Below are 18,676 nucleotides of genomic sequence, written 5' to 3'. Positions count from 1 at the left end.
CGGCCGAGAGCGGCTTTTCGCCAGGTGTCAGCCGACGTTCAACGCGGCGTCGTCGATGACCCACGAGGTCGGGTCCTCGTAGTCGTTGGTGCCGGTGAACTTCAGCGTGACGGTCTTGCCGGCGTACGAGGCCAGCGAGTAGGTCTGCTGGGCGTAGCCGCTGGTGGCGTTCAGGTTCGTGACGGTCTTCAGCGTGCTCAGGGCGTTGCCGGAGCCGTCCAGAACTTGCAGCGTCAGCTTGTCGTAGGCCCTGGTGGTGCTGGTCTCGGCCGTGTCCGTGTGCAGGTAGAAGCTGAACGAGTAGGTCGTGCAGCCGCTGGGGATCGCGACGGTCTGGGACAGCGTGTCGGTGGTGTCGGTGGTGCCGGCGGTGCCGCCGAGCCAGGCGTCCCACGAACCGGAGTGGGCCGGCTCGTCGGTCGTGTCGTCGTTGATGATGCCGCTGGAGGAGGCGGTCCAGGAGGTGTCGCTCGCGCCGTCCTCGAAGCCGGGGTCGCCCAGCAGCTGGCCGCCGGCGCAGCCGCTGCCGCCGCCGGCCGCGTTGACCGTCCAGGTGAAGGTGGTGCTGCCGGACGCGCCGGTGCCGTCGGTGGCGGTGACCGTCACGGAGTTGGTGCCCGCGGTGGTCGGGGTGCCCGAGATGGCGCCGGTCGAGCCGTTGATGGACAGGCCGGCCGGCAGACCGGTGGCGGTGTAGGCCAGGGTCTGGCCGGACGCAGAGTCGGCGGCCGAGACCTGCACGGAGGCCGCGGTGCCGACGGTGCCGGTCTGGTTGCCCGGGTTGCTGACCGTCACGGTGGAAGTGCTGCCGCCGCCGTTGCTCGGCGTCTGGTTGAAGTCGGCGGTGAAGGTGTTCTCGATCCCGGTCAGGACCCCGGAGTCGGAGATGATCAGGCCGAGTTCGCGGTTGGCGTTCAGCGAGTTGTCCGAGAAGTTCTCAGAGCCCTGGAACACCTTCGCGCTCGCCGTGCCGTAGTCGGCGACGATCGCCTTGGCGTGCACGTAGAAACCGGTCTGCGAGGTGTACTGCGTCACCTTGACTCCGGCCGCCTCGACCTGGCTGATCTCGCTGTTGTACTTGCCGCCGGTGTTCTCCAGCACGGCGCGCACCGTCACCCCGCGCTGCGCGGCCGCCACGATCGCGTTGATCAGCGCGGTGTCGCCGAACTCCTCCTCCTGGACGTCCAGGGTCTTGGTGGCGCCGTTGATCAGGGCCAGCAGGTGGGTCTGCGAGTCGGTCGGCGACCAGACCAGGTTGTCGCCGTCGCTCGGGGTGATCGAGGTGTCGGTGAAGTCGGCGCCGAACACCTGCTCCACGGCGGCCACGTCGTTCTGGTCGGTGTCGAAGACCGAGTAGTCGCGCGAGGTCGCGTAGTAGGTGCTGTCCAGGTTGCCGGTGCTGATCCAGGACGTCGCGCCGTCGACGGTGATGGTCTTCTGGTGCGTGTAGGTGAACGCCGAGGAGCTGTACACGACGCTCACGCCGCCGGCCTGCAGCGCGCTGTAGGCCGCGCTGTTCACCGAGGTCTGCTTGCCGTCCAGGATCACCCGGACCTTGACGCCCGCCTTCTGCTTGTTCACCAGGGCCGTGGTGATGGTCGTGTCGCGCAACTCGTACATCGTGACGTCGATGCTCTTGGTCGCGGTGTTGATGAAGCTGTAGATCGCGTTCTCGCCGTGGTCGGGCAGGATCAACAGGCTGTAGGTGCCGGCGGCGTGGGCGGCCGGCGCCAGCAGCGCGCCGGACGCGGCGGTCGCGGTGGCGACCACGCCGAGTCCGAAGCGGCGTATGGCAGAGCTGAGCATTCCGGTTCTCCTGAATGTGGCGGGACAGGTGGGGGTGAGGGCGGAGAGTGCAGGGCGAAGCCCACAACGGAAAGTACAGATCAGCACTTAAGGTGCATAGAGACTTTGACAGAACTTTTAGATGAACAACACTTGTCGCCGACGTGCCCGGTACGCAAGCGGGCAGGGCGAAGCAGACGCGGGATATATTCCGGCGCCTGGCAAGCCTTCCAGAATGCCCTGCCGCCGATGATCAAATCAATGGGTTGCTGGGTTCGGCCGGTATCTCCGGTTTGCGCGCACATAAAGGAATCCGCCGCGGAATCCGCCGCAGAATCCGTCGCGGTGACCCAGAACTCTGATATCGATATTGTCGAGATGTCGGGCCTCTGTGGGACGGCGCGCCGCCGCCCGAGGCGCTCCGCACCGATCTGGCCGCGCGCAACGGCGGATACCGGCCGGGTCACGCTGGACGCGCAGGGCTGGATCCGGGGCTTTTACGTGCTGAACACTGAATCACCCCGCGCGGGGACGGTCTCCCCGCGGCTCACTCCATCCCCGCGGGCGGACCCTCCTGCTCGCCGAGCGTCGGCGAGAACAAGGCGGTGTAGCGCTCGAACAGTGGCCGCCAGGTGTCCTTGTCCCGGGTGCCGCCGGCCAGCAGCTCCAGGCACCCTTCCCAGCCCGCGGCGTTGCGCGCGGCGATGCCCGGGCGCAGTTCGTCGACCAGCACCAGCAGGGTGCCGGTGCCTTGCGGGCTCAGGGTGAAGCGCAGCGTCTCCTCGCCCCAGGTGAAGGCCAGCGATTCCGGCTCGCGTGCCTCCAGCACCTCGCCCTTCATGATCAGCCCGTCCGCCTCGGCCCCGAACACGAAGCTGAGGCCGGCACCGGGCTCCCAGCGCCCGCCGTCGACTATCACATCGCACGGGAACCACGCCTTGAGCTGCTCGCGCTCGGTCAGCGCCCGCCACACGACGGTCGGCGGATCGGGCAGCGCGCGCTCCAGCCGGATCGCGGCACCCTGCGTCCCGCCGGTCGTCAACGTCGCTTCGCTCATGTCTTCCTCCGGTCTTCCAGATGTGCTTCCAGGCGGTCCAGGCTCCGCGTCCACAGCCACCGGTACTGCGCCAGCCAGTCGTCGACCTCGGCCAGCGGTTCGGGCCGTATGCGGTAGTAGCGGTGCTGTGCGTCGGGACGCACCTCGACGAGGCCCGCTTCCCGCAGGGCGCGCAGGTGCTTGGACACCGCGGGTTGGCTCGCGCCCAGGCGGTCGGACAGCTCGCCGACGGATTTCTCGCCTTCGCGCAGGAGGTCCAGGATCGCCAGCCTGCGGGGTTCGCCGAGGGCTTGGAAGGCTGCAGCGACTGTCATGACAGCGAGTATTCCTTTTCGGTTATATGTCTGTCAAGGCATATGGCGCCGGAACTCGAACTCTTCGCAGAGGTAGCTCTCCGGAACCCACGCCACAGTGAGTGCTCGATCTCGTCGAGGCACTCCTCGAACGAACCGCTGACCGTCTCGTGGACCGTGCCGTCGATGTCGACGGACATCCGCAGATAGGGGTTCCGGGGCAGCGCCTCACACGGCAGCCGGCCCCGCCGCCGACTCCGTGATGATCTGCCGGATCCGATCCGTCGTCCGCGCCTGCGCCGAGGCGATGAACGGCAGCACGTTGCCGCCCTCCAGCCGCACCGGCGAGCCGTCCAGCGCGGCGACATGGCCGCCGGCCTCGGCGACCAGGAGCAGGCCGGCGGCGTGGTCCCAGCAGTACTCCCAGGTGATCACCATCCCCGAGCGCGATCCGGTGGCCAGGTCGAGGTATTCGATGCCGCACGCGTCGAAGTAGCGGACGTCCAGGTCCGCCGCGCGCATCGCGTCCACGCCGCGGCCGTAGCCGGCGGGCCACCAGACCGGGTGGCTGGTGGTGATCGGCAGTGTCGGGGCGGCGGGGTCGGCGGCCGGGGCCACGCGGGCCGGCCGGCCGTCCACGCGGGCGCCGTGGCCGGCCAGGGCCGTGCCGATGCGTCCCAGCACCGGTGCGTAGGACCAGGACGCGAGGAGCACGCCGCCCACGGACAGTGCCACCAGCGTGGAGAAGCGGCCGGAGCCGGCGATGAAGTTGCGGGTGCCGTCGATGGGATCGACGATCCACACCGGTGCGCTGCCGGTGAGGGCGTCCAGGACCGAGGCGTCCTCGGACACCGCCTCCTCGCCGACGACGACCGAGCCGGGGAGGAACGTGGTGAGGTGCTCGCGCAGCAGGTCCTCGGCCTCGCGGTCGGCGACCGTGACCGGGTCCATCGGGCCCTTCATGGCGACGTCGGAGTCGTTCAGGCTCCGGAAGCGCGGCAGGACCGCTTTCTCGTTGACGGAACGGATGATGTTTTCGACTTCGGTCAGCTCCGCGAAGGAAATCACAGTCTCACTGTCGCAGATCACCGCAAGGGCGTTCAGTCCTTGTCGGTCTGGGCCTCGGTCTGGGCCTGCCAGCGTCCGCGATGCGTGATGTCCTCGACCGTCCGCCGCTTGATCGTCTTGCGCGACGTCTTCTGCCGGGCGTCCCGGTCCTCGTCCGGGTGCCCGATCGCGACCGCGCCGATCGGCGTGAACTCCGCCGGGATCCCGAACTCCGCGCGCACGTTGCCGATCGAGGTCGGGGGGATCCCGAAGTACAGCGCCCCGAGTCCCTCCTCGACCACCGCGAGCAGCAGCAGCATCGTCAGCATGCCGGTGTCGATGTGCCAGAACGGCACCGGCCAGCGGGCCTCGTCCCGGTCGGACCAGCCCTTGTCGGGCCGGGCATAGCGGTCGAGGTAGATGTCCTTGTTGGAGCAGGGGATCACGATCATCTGCGCGTTGCGCAGCGGCGTGCCCTCGTACTCGCCCTCGGGATCCATCGCCTCCCAGAAGGCGGAGCGGTCCTCGGCCGACTCCAGCACGAGCATCGCGTACCCCTGCGAGAACCCGGCGGACGGCGCCCGGTTGGCGGCGCGCAGCAGGCGCTCGCTCACCTCCGGGGCGATGGGCTCGGTCGTGAAGGCCCGGACCATCTTCCGCTTGCGGATCACATCCTGGAATTCCATGCTCACTCCGCCGTCTGCGAGGGGTCCGCACCGAAGCAGCCGGCGCCCAGCAGGACCTTGAGATCGGAGCTCAGCGCCGGCGAGTTCGCCACCCGCAGGTTGTCGCCGAGCTGGTACCGGACCACCTTGTCCTCCCGGCCCTTCAGGTGCATCCGCACCGGGGTGGTGCCGGGGTGCCGGGTGAGGATCCGCTTCAGCCGCTCCACGGTCGCCGGGATCACCCGGTTCTCCGAGACGTGCAGCACCACCGGGGCGCTGCTGCCGGCCGAGGAGATGTCGAGCATCGCGACCTCCATCGCGATCAGCTTGGGCACCTCGTCGCGCTTGTCCAGCCGGCCCTTCACCACGACCACCGCGTCCTCGGCCAGCTGCGTGGAGTACAGCTGGTAGGTCTGCGGGAAGAACATCGTCTCGATGCCGCCCTCGAGGTCCTCGATGGAGGCCGCGGCCCAGGTGTTGCCCTGCTTGGTGACCTTGCGGGCGAGCCCGGCGACCAGGCCGGCGATGGTGACGATGGAGCCGTCGGCGCGGTCGTTCTCGCCGGTGAGCGAGGCGATCGAGCAGTCGGCCTTGGACGCCAGCAGGTTCTCCACGCCGGAGAGCGGATGGTCCGAGACGTACAGCCCCAGCATCTCCCGCTCGAAGCCGAGCAGCACCTTCTTGTCCCACTCGATGTCGGAGAAGGCCAGCTCGATGCCGCCCGTTATGGCCTCCTGGCCGCCGTCCAGCAGCGAGCCGAACAGCGAGTCCTGGCCGAGCGCCTCCTGCTTCTTGACGTCCACCACCGAGTCGATCGCGCGCTCGTGCTGCTCGATCAGCCCGCGCCGGGAGTGCCCCAGGGAGTCGAAGGCGCCGGCCTTGATCAGCGACTCGATCGTCCTCTTGTTGCAGACCGGCAGGTCCACCTTGGCCAGGAAGTCGTTGAAGGAGGTGAACCGGCCCTTGGACTTGCGGGTGGCGATGATCGAGGAGACCACGTTCTCGCCGACGTTGCGGATCGCGCCGAGGCCGAAGCGGATGTCGGTGCCGACCGGGGTGAACTGGTGCAGCGAGTCGTTGACGTCCGGGGGGAGCACCTTGATGCCCATCCGGCGGCACTCGGCCAGGTAGATCGCCGAGCGGTCCTTGTCGGTGGCCGTCGAGGTGAGCAGCGCGGCCATGTACTCGGCCGGATAGTGGGCCTTCAGGTACGCGGTCTGATACGCGATGAAGCCGTAGGCGACCGAGTGCGACTTGTTGAACGCGTAGTCGGCGAACGGGACCAGGACGTCCCACACCGCCTTGGTGGCCTGGGCCGAATAGCCGTTGTCGGCCATGCCCTTCTCGAAGCCCACGTACTCCTTGTCGAGGACTTCCTTCTTCTTCTTGCCCATCGCCCGGCGCAGCAGGTCGGCCTGGGCCAGGGAGTAGCCGGCGAGCACCCGCGCGGCCGCCATCACCTGCTCCTGGTAGATGATCAGGCCGTAGCTGACGCCCAGGACTTCCTTCAGCGGCGCTTCCAGCTCCGGGTGGATCGGCGTGATCGGCTGCCGGTTGTTCTTGCGCTCGGCGTAGTTGATGTGCGAGTTCGCACCCATCGGGCCCGGGCGGTACAGGGCGATGATGGCCGAGACGTCTTCGAAGTTGTCCGGGCGCATCTGGCGCAGCAGCGAGCGCAGCGGCCCGCCGTCGAGCTGGAACACGCCCAGCGTGTCGCCCTTGCACAGCAGCTCGTAGGTCAGCGGGTCGTCGAGCGGGAACTCCAGCGTGTTGAGCTTCTTGCCGGTGGTGGTCTCGACGTTGTTCAGGGCGTCGGTGATGATCGTCAGGTTCCTGAGGCCCAGGAAGTCCATCTTGATCAGGCCGATTTCCTCGCAGGTCGGGTAGTCGAACTGCGTGATGATGACGCCGTCGGCCGGGCGCATCATGACCGGGACGTGGTCGGTGATCGTCTCCGGGGAGATGATGACGCCGGCCGCGTGCACACCGGGCTGCCGGATCAGGCCCTCCACGCCGCGGCCGGTGTCGATGACCTTCTTGACGTCCGCGTCCTGCTCGTACATCCCGCGGATCTCGCCGGCCTCGCCGTATCGCGGGTGGTTGCTGTCGAACACGCCGCTCAGCGGCATCGACTTGCCCATCACGTCCGGCGGCATCGCCTTGGTGATGCGGTCGCCCATCGCGAACGGGTAGCCCAGGATCCGGCTGGAGTCCTTGATCGCCGCCTTGGCCTTGATCCGGCCGAAGGTGGCGATCATCGCGACCTTGTCCTCGCCGTATTTCTCGGTGACGTACCGGATCACGTCTGAGCGGCGGCGGTCGTCGAAGTCGATGTCGATGTCGGGCGGGGTGACGCGGTCGGGGTTCAGGAACCGCTCGAACAGCAGGTCGAACGGGATCGGGTCGACGTCGGTGATGCCCAGCGACCAGGCCACCAGCGAGCCTGCGGCCGAACCGCGGCCCGGGCCCACGGCGATGCCGTTGTCCTTGGCCCAGTTGATGAAGTCGGCGACCACGATGAAGTAGGACGGGAAGCCCATCGACAAGATGACGTCGAGCTCGAATTCCAGCCGGTCGTGGTAGGTCTTCTCGTCCGGCACCCCGGCCGGGAAGCGCTTGTTCAGGCCGTCGTAGGCGAGCTTGCGGAACCACTGGTCCTCGGTCAGGCCGTCCGGCGCCTCCAGGCGCGGCATCAGGTTCCGGTAGGCGAACATGCCCTCCGGGTTCACCTTCTCCGCGATCAGCAGCGTGTTCCGGCAGCCCTCCTGCCAGATCTCGTCGTTCGCCGCGATCGCCCGCATCTCGTCGGCCGACTTCAGGTAGTAGCCGTCGCCCCCGAACCGGAAACGGTCCGGGTCGGCGACGTTCGAGGCGGTCTGGATGCACAGCAGCGCGTCATGCGCGGCGGACTCTTCGCGGTAGGTGTAGTGCGAGTCGTTGGTCACCACCGGCGGGATGTTCAGCCGCTTGCCGATGTCCAACAGCCCGTCGCGGACCTTCGTCTCGATGTCGAGACCGTGGTCCATCAGCTCCAGGTAGAAGTTGTCCTTGCCGAAGATCTCCTGGTACTGCGCGGCGGCAGCGAGGGCTTCGTCGAACTGGCCCAGGCGCAGCCGGGTCTGGACGAAGCCCGAGGGGCAGCCGGTGGTGGCCATCAGACCGGCGGAGTGCTGCGCCATGAGCTCGGCGTCCATGCGCGGGTACTTGCGCGCGAAGCCTTCGGTGAAAGCCCGGGAGGAGAGCTTGGTGAGGTTCTGCAGGCCGGTGACGTCCTTGGCCCAGATGGTGGCGTGGCCGTAGAGGCCACCGCCGGAGACGTCGTCGGACTTCTGGTGCGGCTGGCCCCAGCGGATCGGCTTCTGGTTGTAGCGCGACTCCGGTGCGACGTACGCCTCGATCCCGAGGATCGGCTTGATCCCTGCGCCCATCGCCTGCTTGGTGAAGTCGGCCGCGCCGTGCATGTTGCCGTGGTCCGTCATCGCCACCGCGGGCATGCCGAGCGAGGCGGCATGCTTGAACATGTCCTTCAGCCGTGCCGCACCGTCGAGCATCGAATACTCGGTGTGAACGTGCAGGTGGACGAAGGAATCGGACACGGAGGATCCTCCTGCGGTGGCGCGGCTTCGGTGGGGCACCGAGAGTCTAATCCGGTTCGCGGGGGAGGGCGGCGGGTGCCGATAGGCTGCCTACGGATCTGCTGGTAGGTAGGAGTGTGCGAGTGAAACTCGGGCGTGTCGCGTCGTGGTTCCTTCTGGCCTTCGGCGTGTGGTCGGTGATCATCTGGCCCCGCTTCATGGAGGCCATCTGGGACGACAAGAGGTCCTGGGACAACGGGCCCACGTCGTTCTTCCTGGTGCACGCGGTGCTGGTCACCGTGTCGATCGTGGCCGGGGTGTCGATCGGCGTGATCGGGTGGCGCTCGCTGCGGGGGCTGCGCAAGATGAACGCGTGACTTCACGTGTGGTGAACGACGGGGAACGCCGGGCCCGGCTGGCGAGGCGCCACCTGCTGGCCCCGGGCGCGCGGGCGGCCTCCGCGGAGGCCGTGGCCGACGCACTGGTCGCCCTGCACGCGACCGACGCCGCGACGGTCTATCTGTCCGCGCTGGCCCGGCTGGAGAAGCCGGAGTTCGGCGAGGTCGAGCGGGCCCTGTACGACGACCGGACGCTGGTGCGGATGCACGGCATGCGGCAGACGCTGTTCGTCGTCCCGGCCGGCCTGGCCGCGGTGGTGCAGGCGTCGACGACCCGCGAGATGTGGGCCAAGGAACGCGGCTCGCTGCTCAAGAGCGCGGCCGACGCCGGCCTGGACGCCGCCTGGCTGGAGCGGGTCGAGGCGGCGACCGTCGCCGAGGTCCGCCGGCGCGGCGCGGCGACCGGTGCGGAGCTGGGCACGTCCGTACCGGGGCTGCGCGACCAGGTCCTGTACGGCAAGGGCACGAAGTGGGAGGCCTGGCAGCCGGCCTCGGGCCGGGTGCTGCGGGTGCTCGGCTTCGACGGCGCGGTGGTGCGCGGGCGGCCGGTCGGGACGTGGCTGTCGAGCCAGCACCGGTGGGAGCCCGGCAACGGGCACGCCGAGATCGCGGTCGCCGAGGCGCAGGCGGAGCTGGCCCGGCGCTGGTTGCACGCGTTCGGGCCGGCCACGGAGGCGGACCTGAAGTGGTGGACCGGCTGGAAGGTCACCGACGCCCGTAAGGCGCTCAAGGCGGTGGGCGCGGCGCAGGTGACGCTCGGCGACGGCGCCGCCGGCTGGGTGCTGCCGGACGACCTGGAGCAGGTCGCGCCGACCGAGCCCTGGGCCGCGCTGCTGCCGGGCCTGGACCCGACGGCGATGGGCTGGCAGGGGCGCGAGTGGTACCTGGCCGATGGGATCCGGCCGCGGTTGTTCGACCGCGCGGGGAACGTGGGTCCGACCGTCTGGTGGAACGGCGAGGTCGTGGGCGGCTGGACGCAGCGGGCTGACGGGACGCTGGTCACCACGGTGCTGCGGGACGTCGGAGGCGATGCCGAGGCGGCGATCGCGGTGGAGGCCGAGCGGTTGCGGGCGGTGCTGGGGGAGCACCGGGTGACGCCGCGGTTCCGGACGCCTCTTGAACGGGAGATTTCAGAAGGCTGAGACGCCCTTTTGGAAACCTGGTGTAAGGGGGCTGTTGACGATGGGTGACGGTGCGCCTAACCTGTGCGATTGCGATCGATGGCGTTTATTCGTAGTCGAATCTGTTGGAGCGTGCTCATGTCACCCGCTGCAAGCCGCCGCACCGCGCTCGCCACCGTCCTCACCCTCCTCCTCAGCGTCCTGACCGGCTGGGCCGTCGCCTCCCCGGCGGCGCACGCGGCCACCTCCACCACCGTCACCGTCGACGGCGGCTCCTCCGGCCGCACCTTCGACGGCATCGGGGCGATCAGCGGCGGCGGGGGCAACTCCCGCCTGCTGGTCGACTATCCCGAGCCCGAACGCAGCCAGATCCTGGACTACCTGTTCAAGCCCGGATACGGCGCCTCGCTGCAGATCCTGAAGATCGAGATCGGCGGCGACACCAACTCCACCGACGGCGCCGAGGCCTCGCACGAGCACAGCCGCGGGGTCGTCGACTGCGACCAGGGTTACGAATGGTGGCTCGCGGAGCAGGCCAAGGCCCGCAACCCGAACATCAAGATCTACGGTCTGGCCTGGGGCGCCCCGGGCTGGATCAACGGCGGCTTCTGGTCCACCGACACCATCAACTATCTGATGGACTGGTTCGGCTGCGCCGCGCAGCACAACCTGACCGTCGACTACCTCGGCGGCTGGAACGAGCGCGACTACAACACCACCTGGTACGAGAACCTCAAGAGCGCCCTGAACTCGCACGGCTACGGGGCCACCAAGGTGGTCGGGGCCGACAGCGGCTGGGGCGTCGCGGACTCGATGACCTCGGACTCGGCGTTCAACAACTCCGTGGACATCGTCGGCGTCCACTACCCCTGCGGCTACGGGAGCGCGTTCGACTCCTGCGACAGCACCGCGAACGCGGTGAACCTCAACAAACCGTTGTGGGCCAGTGAGAACGGCTCGGAGTCGACCGACGGCAGTTCCACCTTCGGCGCGCCGAGCGTGGCCCGGGCCCTCAACCGCGACTACATCGACGGCAAGATGACCGCGTACATCAACTGGCCGCTGATATCGGCGATCTACCCGAACCTGCACTACGCCGACCAGGGGCTCGGGATCGCGAACCAGCCGTGGTCCGGCAACTACTACATCGGCAAGACCACCTGGGTCATGGCGCAGACCTCGCAGTTCACCGCGCCGGGCTGGAAATACCTCGACTCCGGCAGCGGCTTCCTCGGCGGCAACCGGGCCAACGGCAGCTACGTGTCGCTGAAGTCGTCGAACGGCAGCGACTACAGCACCGTGGTGGAGACCATGGACGCCACCGCCGCGCAGACGATGACCGTGAAGGTGGCCGGCGGCCTGTCCGGCGGGACCGTCCACGTGTGGCAGACCAACGTGAACTCCGGCAACTCCTCGGACTGGTTCGTGCACAGCGGGGACGTCACGCCCTCCGGCGGGTCCTACACGGTGACCCTCCAGCCCGGCTACGTCTACACCTTCACCACGACCACTGGCCAGGGCAAGGGCGTCACCTCGCCGCCGGCGGCCTCGGCGATGCCGCTGCCGTACACGAACAACTTCGACACCGCGGCCACGACCACCTCGCCGCGGTACTTCTCGGACATGAACGGCGCCTTCCAGACCGCCTCCTGCGACGCCGGCCGCGCTGGCACGTGCCTGCGCCAGATGGCGCCGAACGAGCCGATCCGCTGGACCGGGGAGTCCTATGACGCCCCGTACACGCTGATCGGCGACCAGACCTGGTCGAACTACACGGTCAAGAGCGACGCGCTGTTCGAGCAGTCCAGCAGCGTGGAGCTCATCGGCCGCGCGAACCTGCAGGGCACGAACAACAACGGGCTGAACGCCTACCACCTGCGGGTCGCCGACTCCGGGGCGTGGTCGATCGTGAAGAGCGACAACTCCTGGAACTTCACGACGCTGGCCAGCGGCACCACCTCCGCGCTCGGCCTGAACAAGTGGCACACCGTCGCCTTCCAGCTGAACGGCTCGACGCTGACGGCGACCGTGGACGGCAAGACCGTCGGCAGCGCCACCGACGGCACCTGGACCAACGGCCAGGCCGGCCTGGGCGTCACCGGCTACCAGACCGACGAGTTCGACAACTTCTCCATCACCCCGGGCTCCACGCAGGTCCTGCATCAGGGGCCGGTCCCCTCGGCCGAGGCGGGCAAGTGCCTGGACGACAACGGAGGCTCCACGGCCGACGGCACCCATGTCCAGATGTACGACTGCAACAACAGCGCGGCGCAGACCTGGTTCTGGGCCAACGGCTACCTGCAGCTGGACGGCGCCAGCGGCAAGTGCCTGGACGTCACCGGCAACAACACGGCGAACGGCACGCTGGTCGAGCTGTGGGACTGCAACGGCGGCGCGAACCAGCAGTGGGTGCCGCAGTCGAACGGCGAGCTGGTGAGCGTGGCATCCGGCAAGTGTCTGGACGATCCGGCCTTCAACACCGCCAACTACACACAACTGGAGATCTGGGACTGCAACGACGGGGCCAACCAGCAATGGACCCTGCCATAGTCCGGTGAATGAGGGCTAGAACACGGGGATCGTCGGTGCCGTCGTCGTCCTGGCAGCCGCCGGGACGACGACGGCACTGCTTCTGCGCGGCGGCGGGACCGGCGACTACAAGACGCTGCCGGCGTGCGACAAGCTCTCGGCGGCGGTGCCGGGCAAGCCGGCGTTCCACGTCGGACAGAACGTGACGGACGCCGCCGACATCCACGGGCTGCACCCGGCGTTCGCGAACATCCGGTGCGAAGCCGGCGAGGACGCGACCTTCGTCGAGGTCGATCTGTACCAGGCGAGCAACATGAACCCGCTGACCATGAATCGGTATTCGGACCAGCAGGTCCACGACGGCGACTGGCGGGCGAAGGACATGGTCGCTGGCGTGGTCAGCGTGAGGGCGACACCAGCCCGGCCTCGTACGCCGTGATGACCAGCTGCACCCGGTCGCGCGCGGCGAGCTTCGTGAACAGCCGCGCCACGTGCGCCTTGGCGGTGGCCGCGCTGATGAACAACTCCTCGGCGATCTCGCCGTTGGACAGGCCGCGGCCGACCAGGGTCAGCACTTCGCGCTCGCGCTCGGTGATGCCGTCCAGCAGGGCCTTGTCGCCCCGGTTGGCCGCGGCGCCGGACGGGGCGGGGCGGATCGCGAACTCGGCGATCAGCCTGCGCGTGATGCTCGGGGCGATGAGGGCGTCGCCGGAGGCCAGGACCCGGACCGCGTCCAGGATCGAGTCCAGGGCCATGTCCTTGACCAGGAAGCCGCTGGCGCCGGCGCGCAGTGCGGAGTAGACGTACTCGTCGTCGTCGAAAGTGGTGAGCATGACGACGTGGGTGGTGCCGGAGGACTCGGTGATGCGGCGGGTCGCCTCGATGCCGTCCATCCCGGGCATGCGGATGTCCATGACGGCCACGTCGGGGGCGAGCTCGGCGGCCAGTTCCACGGCCTCGGCGCCGGTGCCGGCCTCGCCGACGACCACGATGTCCGGCGCGTCGTTGATCAGGACCCGCAGGCCGGAGCGGATCAGGGGCTGGTCGTCGGCCAGGATGACGCGGATCGGGGCACTGCTCTGGTCCTGGGTCACGGGGTCACCGCCGGGTTCGGGTCGGGCGCGGGGTGCGCGGGGGAGATCGGCTTGCCGGCCTGCTCGCCGTCCTGCTCGTCGTCTTTCGCGGTGCCGTACGTCGTCCCGAAGCCGCCGGGCACCGGCAGCGTCGCGCTCACCAGAAACCCGCCGCCGGGCCGCGGGCCGGCGCTGAACGTCCCGTGCACCAGGTGCACTCGCTCGCGCATGCCGACCAGGCCGAAGCCGGTGCCGCCGGAGCCCAGCACGCCGTGGCCGTCGTCGCTGACGGTCACCGCCACCGCGCCGTCCTCGTACTCGACCCGGACCCGGCAGGTGCGGGCCCCGGAGTGGCGCACCACGTTGGTCACCGACTCCTGGACGATCCGGTAGGCGGCCAGGTCGATCTCGCCGGGCAGCGGCCGCGGGATCCCGATCGTCTCGACGATCGCCAGCACGCCGGCGTGCTTCGTGGAGTCCACCAGCTTGTCCAGGTCGGCCAGGCCCGGCGCCGGATCGGTCGGGGTTTCGGCATTCTCGCCGTGGCGCAGCGCGGTCAGTGTGCGGCGCAGCTGTGACAGCGTGTCCCGGCTGGTGTCCTCGATCGCCCGCAATGCCTTCTGCGCCTCGGCCGGCTGCGTGCCGATGACCCGGTTCCCCATGCCGGCCTGGATGGCGATGATGCCGATGCTGTGCGCGATCATGTCGTGCAGTTCGCGGGCGATGCGCAGCCGCTCGTTGGCCACCGCCTGGGCGGCGGCGTCGGCGCGCTGCCGGGCCGCGCCGGCCCGGCGCTCGCGGGAGGAGCTGCCGATCAGCCAGGCCACCAGGGTCAGCAGGCTGACCACGATGACGTGCGTCGGCATCAGCTGCGAGGCGCCGATGGGGAACCCCACCACGGAGGCCAGGCCGCCGGCCCCGATGAGCACGGCGGCCTTCGCCGAGGTGCGCCGCGGCCAGGCCAGCGCGATGGCGAGCAGGCAGAACTCGGCCGCGACGAGCATCGCGTAGCGGACGTCCCCCGAAGCGTGCACGGTGGCGATCAGGAGCTGGCCGATGGTGACGGTGCCGGCGAAGACCAGCGGCCTGGGCCGGACCAGCGGCAGCAGGGCGACTGTGAGCAGCGCGGGCAGCGACCTGGTCCAGCCGTCGGCCCGGTAGATGGTCTCGTTGATCGACCCGCCGGGTACGACCATGACGCGGCCCATCGGGCTGTACAGGCCGTTCGGAAAGAACTGCACTGTGTGGGACTCGCGCAGATAAGGCATGACAATCGCCATCAGCAGCAGGTAGGCGGCCACCAGCAGGCCGTCCACCAGCCACCAGCCGCGTCGTGTCTTCTTCACGCCCAAGATCGTAGACAGCCGCCGGGGGCGGCCGCATCGGCTCAGGGGCTTACATCCCCGGGCCACCGCTGGACGATCTCATTGCGGCTTCCCGGCCGATGCCCGTTTACGTGCCGTCCCGACAGTCTGAATCCGTGATCGAACTTACTGACCTCACCAAGCGCTACGGCGACAAGACGGCCGTGGACCACCTGACCGTGACCGTCCGATCCGGCACCGTGACCGGCTTCCTGGGCCCCAACGGCTCGGGCAAGTCCACGACCCTGCGCATGATCCTCGGCCTGAACGCGCCGACCTCCGGCACGGTCACCATCGACGGCCGGCGCTTCGCCGACCGGCCCCGCGGGCTGCGCCACGTCGGCGCGCTGCTGGACGCGCAGGACATCCACGGCGGGCGCTCGGCCGTGGCGCACCTGAAGTCGCTGGCCGTCAGCAACCGGATCCCGCCGCGCCGGGTCGGGGAGGTGCTGGAGGAGGTCGGGCTGGCCGAGGCCGGACGCAAGCGGATCGGCGGCTACTCCCTGGGCATGAAGCAGCGGCTGGGCATCGCCGGCGCGCTGCTCGGCGACCCGCCGGTGCTGCTGTTCGACGAGCCGCTGAACGGGCTGGACCCCGAGGGCGTGCGCTGGGTGCGCGAGATGTTCCAGCGTCTGGCCAAGGAGGGCCGGACGGTGTTCGTCTCCAGCCACCTGATGTCCGAGATGGAGCACACCGCCGCGCGCCTGGTGGTGATCGGGCGCGGCGCGCTGATCGCCGACGAGACGCTGGCCGACTTCTCGCGGCGCGGTTCGCAGCCCGCCGTCCTGGTGCGGACGCCGGAGGCGGCCGCGCTGGCGGCGATCCTCACCGCCGAGGGCGGCCAGGTGCAGCCGGCCCCCGAGTCCGACGAGCTGACCGTCCTGGGCCTGACCGCCGCCCGGATCGGCGAGCTGGCCTGGCACAACACCATCATGCTGGCCGAACTGGCCACCCAGAACGCCTCGCTGGAGAAGGCGTTCATGGAACTGACCGCCGACTCCGTCGAATACGCCGCAGGAGAAGCCCGATGAGCACCACGGCCGCGCCCTCACAGACCCCTGTCACCGCGTACCTCGCCGGCGAGCCGAAGCCGCGCTTCCGCGACCTGTGCCGCATGGAGTGGATCAAGATCGCCTCGCTGCGGTCCACCTGGTTCGTCCTGGTGGCCGCGGCGCTCGCGACGGTGTTCATCAACCTGAACGGCGTCCGCTCCGACTTGCAGTACCTGGACCAGAACCTGGCGCATCCCGAAGGGATCATGCCGAACGGCTACCACTTCCACTTCTACTACGACCCGCTGTTCCGGTCGCTGAGCGAGATCGCGGTGCAGCTGATGATGCTCGGCGCGGCGGCGATCGGCGCGCTGACGATGTTCGGGGAGTTCTCGACCGGCCAGGTACGCACGACGTTCGCCGCGGTCCCGAAGCGCGAGGGTGTCGTCGCGGCGAAGATCACGGTGCTGTGCGGGATCACCACGATCCTGGCCTTCGCCGTCGCGCTGATCTCGTTCCTCGGCGGCCAGGCGATGGTCGCGAGCCGGCACGTCGGACTGTCGATCACCGACCACGACGCCCAGATCGCCATCGCCGCCTACACCCTCGTGGTCCCGGTCTGCGCCCTGGTCGGCATGCTCTTCGGCGCGCTGATCCGCAACGCGACGGCCTCGATCGTGGCCGTGGTCGCCTTCCTGTTCCTGCTGCCGTCCTTCTTCGGCGGCGACAAGTACCACTGGGTGAAGGAGATCGGCCACCTGTTCCCCGGCAACGCCGAGGGCACGCTGACGTTCTGGGCGAAGGACCCCAACCAGACCAACGGCAAGTGGCCGGCCAGTCACATGCACGCCTGGCTGGTGTTCGCGGGCTGGGCCGTGATCTCGAGCGTGGTGGCGCTGGTGGTGGTGAAGAAGCGGGATGCCTGAGCGGGGCTCAGTAATCCGCGTGGGTGTAGGGATCCGTGAGCGGGCCGAGATCGGGCTCGTCACGGATCTCTATTTCAAGACTCTGCGTAACATCTGCCGGATCCAGGGCCAGCGCCACAATCTCGTTCTCGCCCGCCCGCCACAGCGGTGCCGGAGCGTAAAGCGTGACCTGCGGGCCCCGGTCCCACAGCCGGCCGAGCAGGAATCCGTTGAGCCAGACCAGGCTCCGCGCCGAGGAGGGGACGGCGAGGAACCCGTCGGCGGGCTCGGGGAGGCTGATGGTGGCGCGGTGGAATGCGGGACCGACGGTCACAGGGTCCTGATCGACTTCGGCGGTCAGCGCGGCCAGATCGTCCAGCGGCAGCACCCGGTGCTCCCAGCCGAACTGGAACTGGTGGTCCAGCCGCACGCCCCCGATCAGGCCCTTGCGATCGGCCAGGTGCGGGCCGTAGTTCACGCGTCCCAGCGGCTCGACGAGGATCTCCAGATCCAGGCCCTCATCCGGGATCTGGAGATCCAGCGTCTGCTCGGGCTTGTCACGCTCCAACCTCCCGAGCAGCTTGCCGTCCGCGAAGACCTGCGCGAGGTCGCGGACGCCCTCGATCCGCAGCGTGTGGGCACGCGCGGGGCCGTCGAGGCGGCGGCGGTAGTGGACCAGGCCGAAGCCGTGGCCGAGCTTCTCGATCGGCTCGGGCGTGGGCCGGCGGACCGGGTCCGTCGCGAGGACGTCCAGGCGGTCGCGCAGAGCGGCGATCCGGGGCGCGGCAACGGTTTGCGGCGCCACCCGCGGCAGGGGAGCGGGCAGATCCGCCTCCGGCAGTTCGACGTAGCGGCCGACGACCTCGCGGAAGAGACGGAACTTCGGCGTCAGCTCGCCGGCCTCGCCGACCGGCGCGTCGTAGTCGTAGCTGGTGATCGTGGGCTGATATCCGGCATCGCCGCTCAGTACGCCGGAGTGGTTGGCGCCGGCCCAGAACCCGAAGTTGGTGCCGCCGTGGCCCATGTAGAAGTTGACTGACCCGCCGGCCGCCAGGATCTCGTCCAGGGAGCGGGCGGCGTCCTCCGGGGTGCGGGTGTGGTGCGGCTCGCCGAAGTGGTCGAACCAGCCGTTCCAGTACTCCATGCAGACCGGCGGGTCGTCCGGCCGCACGCGGCGCAGGGTGTCGAACCCCTCGGCGGCGCGGGATCCGAAGTTCACGGTGGCCAGCACGTCCGGCACCGTGCCGCCGGCCAACATCAGCTCCTGCGGGCCGTCGGAGGTGAACAGCAGGGTGTCCACGCCGCGCCCCATCAGGCCCTTGCGAAGGTGGCCGAGGTAGTCCGGATCGGCGCCGAAGCTGCCGTACTCGTTCTCGATCTGCACCGCCACGACCGGCCCGCCGCGCGTGGCCTGCAGCTCCGCCAGTACCGGGATCAGCTGGTCGAACCACTGGTCCACGGCCGCCAGATAGACCGGATCGGTGGTACGCAGCCGCACGTTCTCATCGGCCAGCAGCCACGCCGGCAATCCGCCGAAGTCCCATTCCGCGCAGATATAAGGACCCGGACGCGCGATCACGTCGAAGCCGAGCTCCCCGGCCAGCGTGATGAACCCGGCGACGTCCCGCCACCCGTCGAACCGCGCCGGCTCCGGCGTGGGCTGGTGGAAGTTCCAGGCGATGTAGCACTCGACGGTGTTGCACCCCATGGCGCGCAGGCGCTCCAGCCGATCCCGCCACAGTTCCGGATGGATCCGGAAGTAGTGGATCGCCGCCGAGACGATCCGGTGCTCCCGGCCGCCCCGCAGGAACCTGCCGCCGTCGATGGTCAGTAAGCGCTCGTGTGCCACCAACCGATGATCGGGTCGGCGGG

Annotated in this window: 15 protein-coding genes; 6 read left to right on the top strand and 9 right to left on the bottom strand. The window is 69.2% G+C overall.

Annotated features, from left to right (window positions below):
- Nucleotides 1-27: 27 nt before the first annotated feature.
- The 6 genes from ABH926_RS25040 to dnaE form a co-directional block, all read right to left on the bottom strand.
- Nucleotides 28-1,806 carry a phospholipase D-like domain-containing protein gene (locus tag ABH926_RS25040; RefSeq protein WP_370368176.1) on the bottom strand — a complete coding sequence of 593 codons (1,779 nt, stop codon included), beginning with the start codon at nucleotides 1,804-1,806 and terminating at the stop codon, nucleotides 28-30.
- A gap of 526 nt (nucleotides 1,807-2,332) precedes the next feature.
- On the bottom strand, nucleotides 2,333-2,842 hold the full coding sequence (locus ABH926_RS25035) for an SRPBCC domain-containing protein (protein ID WP_370368175.1): 510 nt from the start codon (nucleotides 2,840-2,842) through the stop codon (nucleotides 2,333-2,335).
- Nucleotides 2,839-3,156 carry an ArsR/SmtB family transcription factor gene (locus tag ABH926_RS25030; RefSeq protein ID WP_370368174.1) on the bottom strand — a complete coding sequence of 106 codons (318 nt, stop codon included), beginning with the start codon at nucleotides 3,154-3,156 and terminating at the stop codon, nucleotides 2,839-2,841. Before ABH926_RS25030 ends, ABH926_RS25035 begins: the two co-directional genes overlap by 4 nt.
- Nucleotides 3,157-3,363: 207 nt before the next feature.
- Nucleotides 3,364-4,203, bottom strand: coding sequence for an inositol monophosphatase (locus ABH926_RS25025; protein ID WP_370368173.1), 840 nt, complete (start codon nucleotides 4,201-4,203; stop codon nucleotides 3,364-3,366).
- A 32-nt stretch (nucleotides 4,204-4,235) separates the two neighbouring features.
- The gene (locus ABH926_RS25020; protein WP_370368172.1) at nucleotides 4,236-4,868 is read right to left on the bottom strand and encodes a nitroreductase family protein; all 633 of its coding nucleotides are present in this window, start codon (nucleotides 4,866-4,868) and stop codon (nucleotides 4,236-4,238) included.
- 2 nt (nucleotides 4,869-4,870) lie between these two features.
- A complete protein-coding gene (gene dnaE / locus ABH926_RS25015) occupies nucleotides 4,871-8,443 on the bottom strand; it encodes a DNA polymerase III subunit alpha (protein ID WP_370368171.1) in 3,573 nt (1,190 codons plus the stop codon).
- 122 nt (nucleotides 8,444-8,565) lie between these two features.
- On the opposite strand from dnaE, the gene ABH926_RS25010 reads away from it, so the two are divergent.
- From ABH926_RS25010 to ABH926_RS24995, 4 genes are all read left to right on the top strand, one after another.
- Nucleotides 8,566-8,799, top strand: coding sequence for an SCO4848 family membrane protein (locus tag ABH926_RS25010; RefSeq protein ID WP_370368170.1), 234 nt, complete (start codon nucleotides 8,566-8,568; stop codon nucleotides 8,797-8,799).
- Nucleotides 8,796-9,962, top strand: a complete 1,167-nt coding sequence (locus tag ABH926_RS25005) for a winged helix DNA-binding domain-containing protein (RefSeq protein WP_370368169.1) — start codon at nucleotides 8,796-8,798, stop codon at nucleotides 9,960-9,962. Before ABH926_RS25010 ends, ABH926_RS25005 begins: the two co-directional genes overlap by 4 nt.
- Nucleotides 9,963-10,079: 117 nt before the next feature.
- Complete coding sequence (locus ABH926_RS25000) at nucleotides 10,080-12,491, top strand: ricin-type beta-trefoil lectin domain protein (RefSeq protein ID WP_370368168.1); 2,412 nt, start codon at nucleotides 10,080-10,082, stop codon at nucleotides 12,489-12,491.
- A 145-nt stretch (nucleotides 12,492-12,636) separates the two neighbouring features.
- A complete protein-coding gene (locus ABH926_RS24995) occupies nucleotides 12,637-12,909 on the top strand; it encodes a hypothetical protein (RefSeq protein WP_370368167.1) in 273 nt (90 codons plus the stop codon).
- Here the strand turns inward: ABH926_RS24995 and ABH926_RS24990 are convergent.
- Nucleotides 12,869-13,564 (bottom strand): response regulator, encoded by a 696-nt coding sequence (locus ABH926_RS24990; protein WP_370368166.1) that lies wholly within the window; start codon nucleotides 13,562-13,564, stop codon nucleotides 12,869-12,871. The genes ABH926_RS24995 and ABH926_RS24990 overlap by 41 nt on opposite strands.
- Complete coding sequence (locus tag ABH926_RS24985) at nucleotides 13,561-14,889, bottom strand: sensor histidine kinase (protein ID WP_370368165.1); 1,329 nt, start codon at nucleotides 14,887-14,889, stop codon at nucleotides 13,561-13,563. The genes ABH926_RS24990 and ABH926_RS24985 overlap by 4 nt, the downstream gene beginning before the upstream one ends.
- A 134-nt stretch (nucleotides 14,890-15,023) precedes the next feature.
- On the opposite strand from ABH926_RS24985, the gene ABH926_RS24980 reads away from it, so the two are divergent.
- On the top strand, nucleotides 15,024-15,938 hold the full coding sequence (locus tag ABH926_RS24980; RefSeq protein WP_370368164.1) for an ATP-binding cassette domain-containing protein: 915 nt from the start codon (nucleotides 15,024-15,026) through the stop codon (nucleotides 15,936-15,938).
- On the top strand, nucleotides 15,935-16,825 hold the full coding sequence (locus ABH926_RS24975) for an ABC transporter permease (protein ID WP_370368163.1): 891 nt from the start codon (nucleotides 15,935-15,937) through the stop codon (nucleotides 16,823-16,825). The genes ABH926_RS24980 and ABH926_RS24975 overlap by 4 nt, the downstream gene beginning before the upstream one ends.
- Before the next feature lie 7 nt (nucleotides 16,826-16,832).
- Here the strand turns inward: ABH926_RS24975 and ABH926_RS24970 are convergent, their stop codons facing one another.
- Entirely contained in the window at nucleotides 16,833-18,653 is a 1,821-nt protein-coding gene (locus ABH926_RS24970; protein ID WP_370368162.1) for a beta-galactosidase family protein, read from the bottom strand.
- Nucleotides 18,654-18,676 lie beyond the last annotated feature (23 nt).

The sequence above is a fragment of the Catenulispora sp. GP43 genome (assembly GCF_041260665.1).
In the GTDB taxonomy this organism is placed as follows: domain Bacteria; phylum Actinomycetota; class Actinomycetes; order Streptomycetales; family Catenulisporaceae; genus Catenulispora.
Note: the sequence above shows the minus strand (reverse complement) of the source record. Positions and strands in the feature narration are given on the sequence as shown.

Excerpts from the sequence above, each read along its gene's own strand:
- ABH926_RS25040 (WP_370368176.1), bottom strand. The coding sequence starts at position 1,806 with ATGCTCAGCTCTGCCATACGCCGCTTCGGACTCGGCGTGGTCGCCACC.
- ABH926_RS25035 (WP_370368175.1), bottom strand. The coding sequence starts at position 2,842 with ATGAGCGAAGCGACGTTGACGACCGGCGGGACGCAGGGTGCCGCGATC.
- ABH926_RS25030 (WP_370368174.1), bottom strand. The coding sequence starts at position 3,156 with ATGACAGTCGCTGCAGCCTTCCAAGCCCTCGGCGAACCCCGCAGGCTG.
- ABH926_RS25020 (WP_370368172.1), bottom strand. The coding sequence starts at position 4,868 with ATGGAATTCCAGGATGTGATCCGCAAGCGGAAGATGGTCCGGGCCTTC.
- ABH926_RS25000 (WP_370368168.1), top strand. The coding sequence starts at position 10,080 with ATGTCACCCGCTGCAAGCCGCCGCACCGCGCTCGCCACCGTCCTCACC.
- ABH926_RS24975 (WP_370368163.1), top strand. The coding sequence starts at position 15,935 with ATGAGCACCACGGCCGCGCCCTCACAGACCCCTGTCACCGCGTACCTC.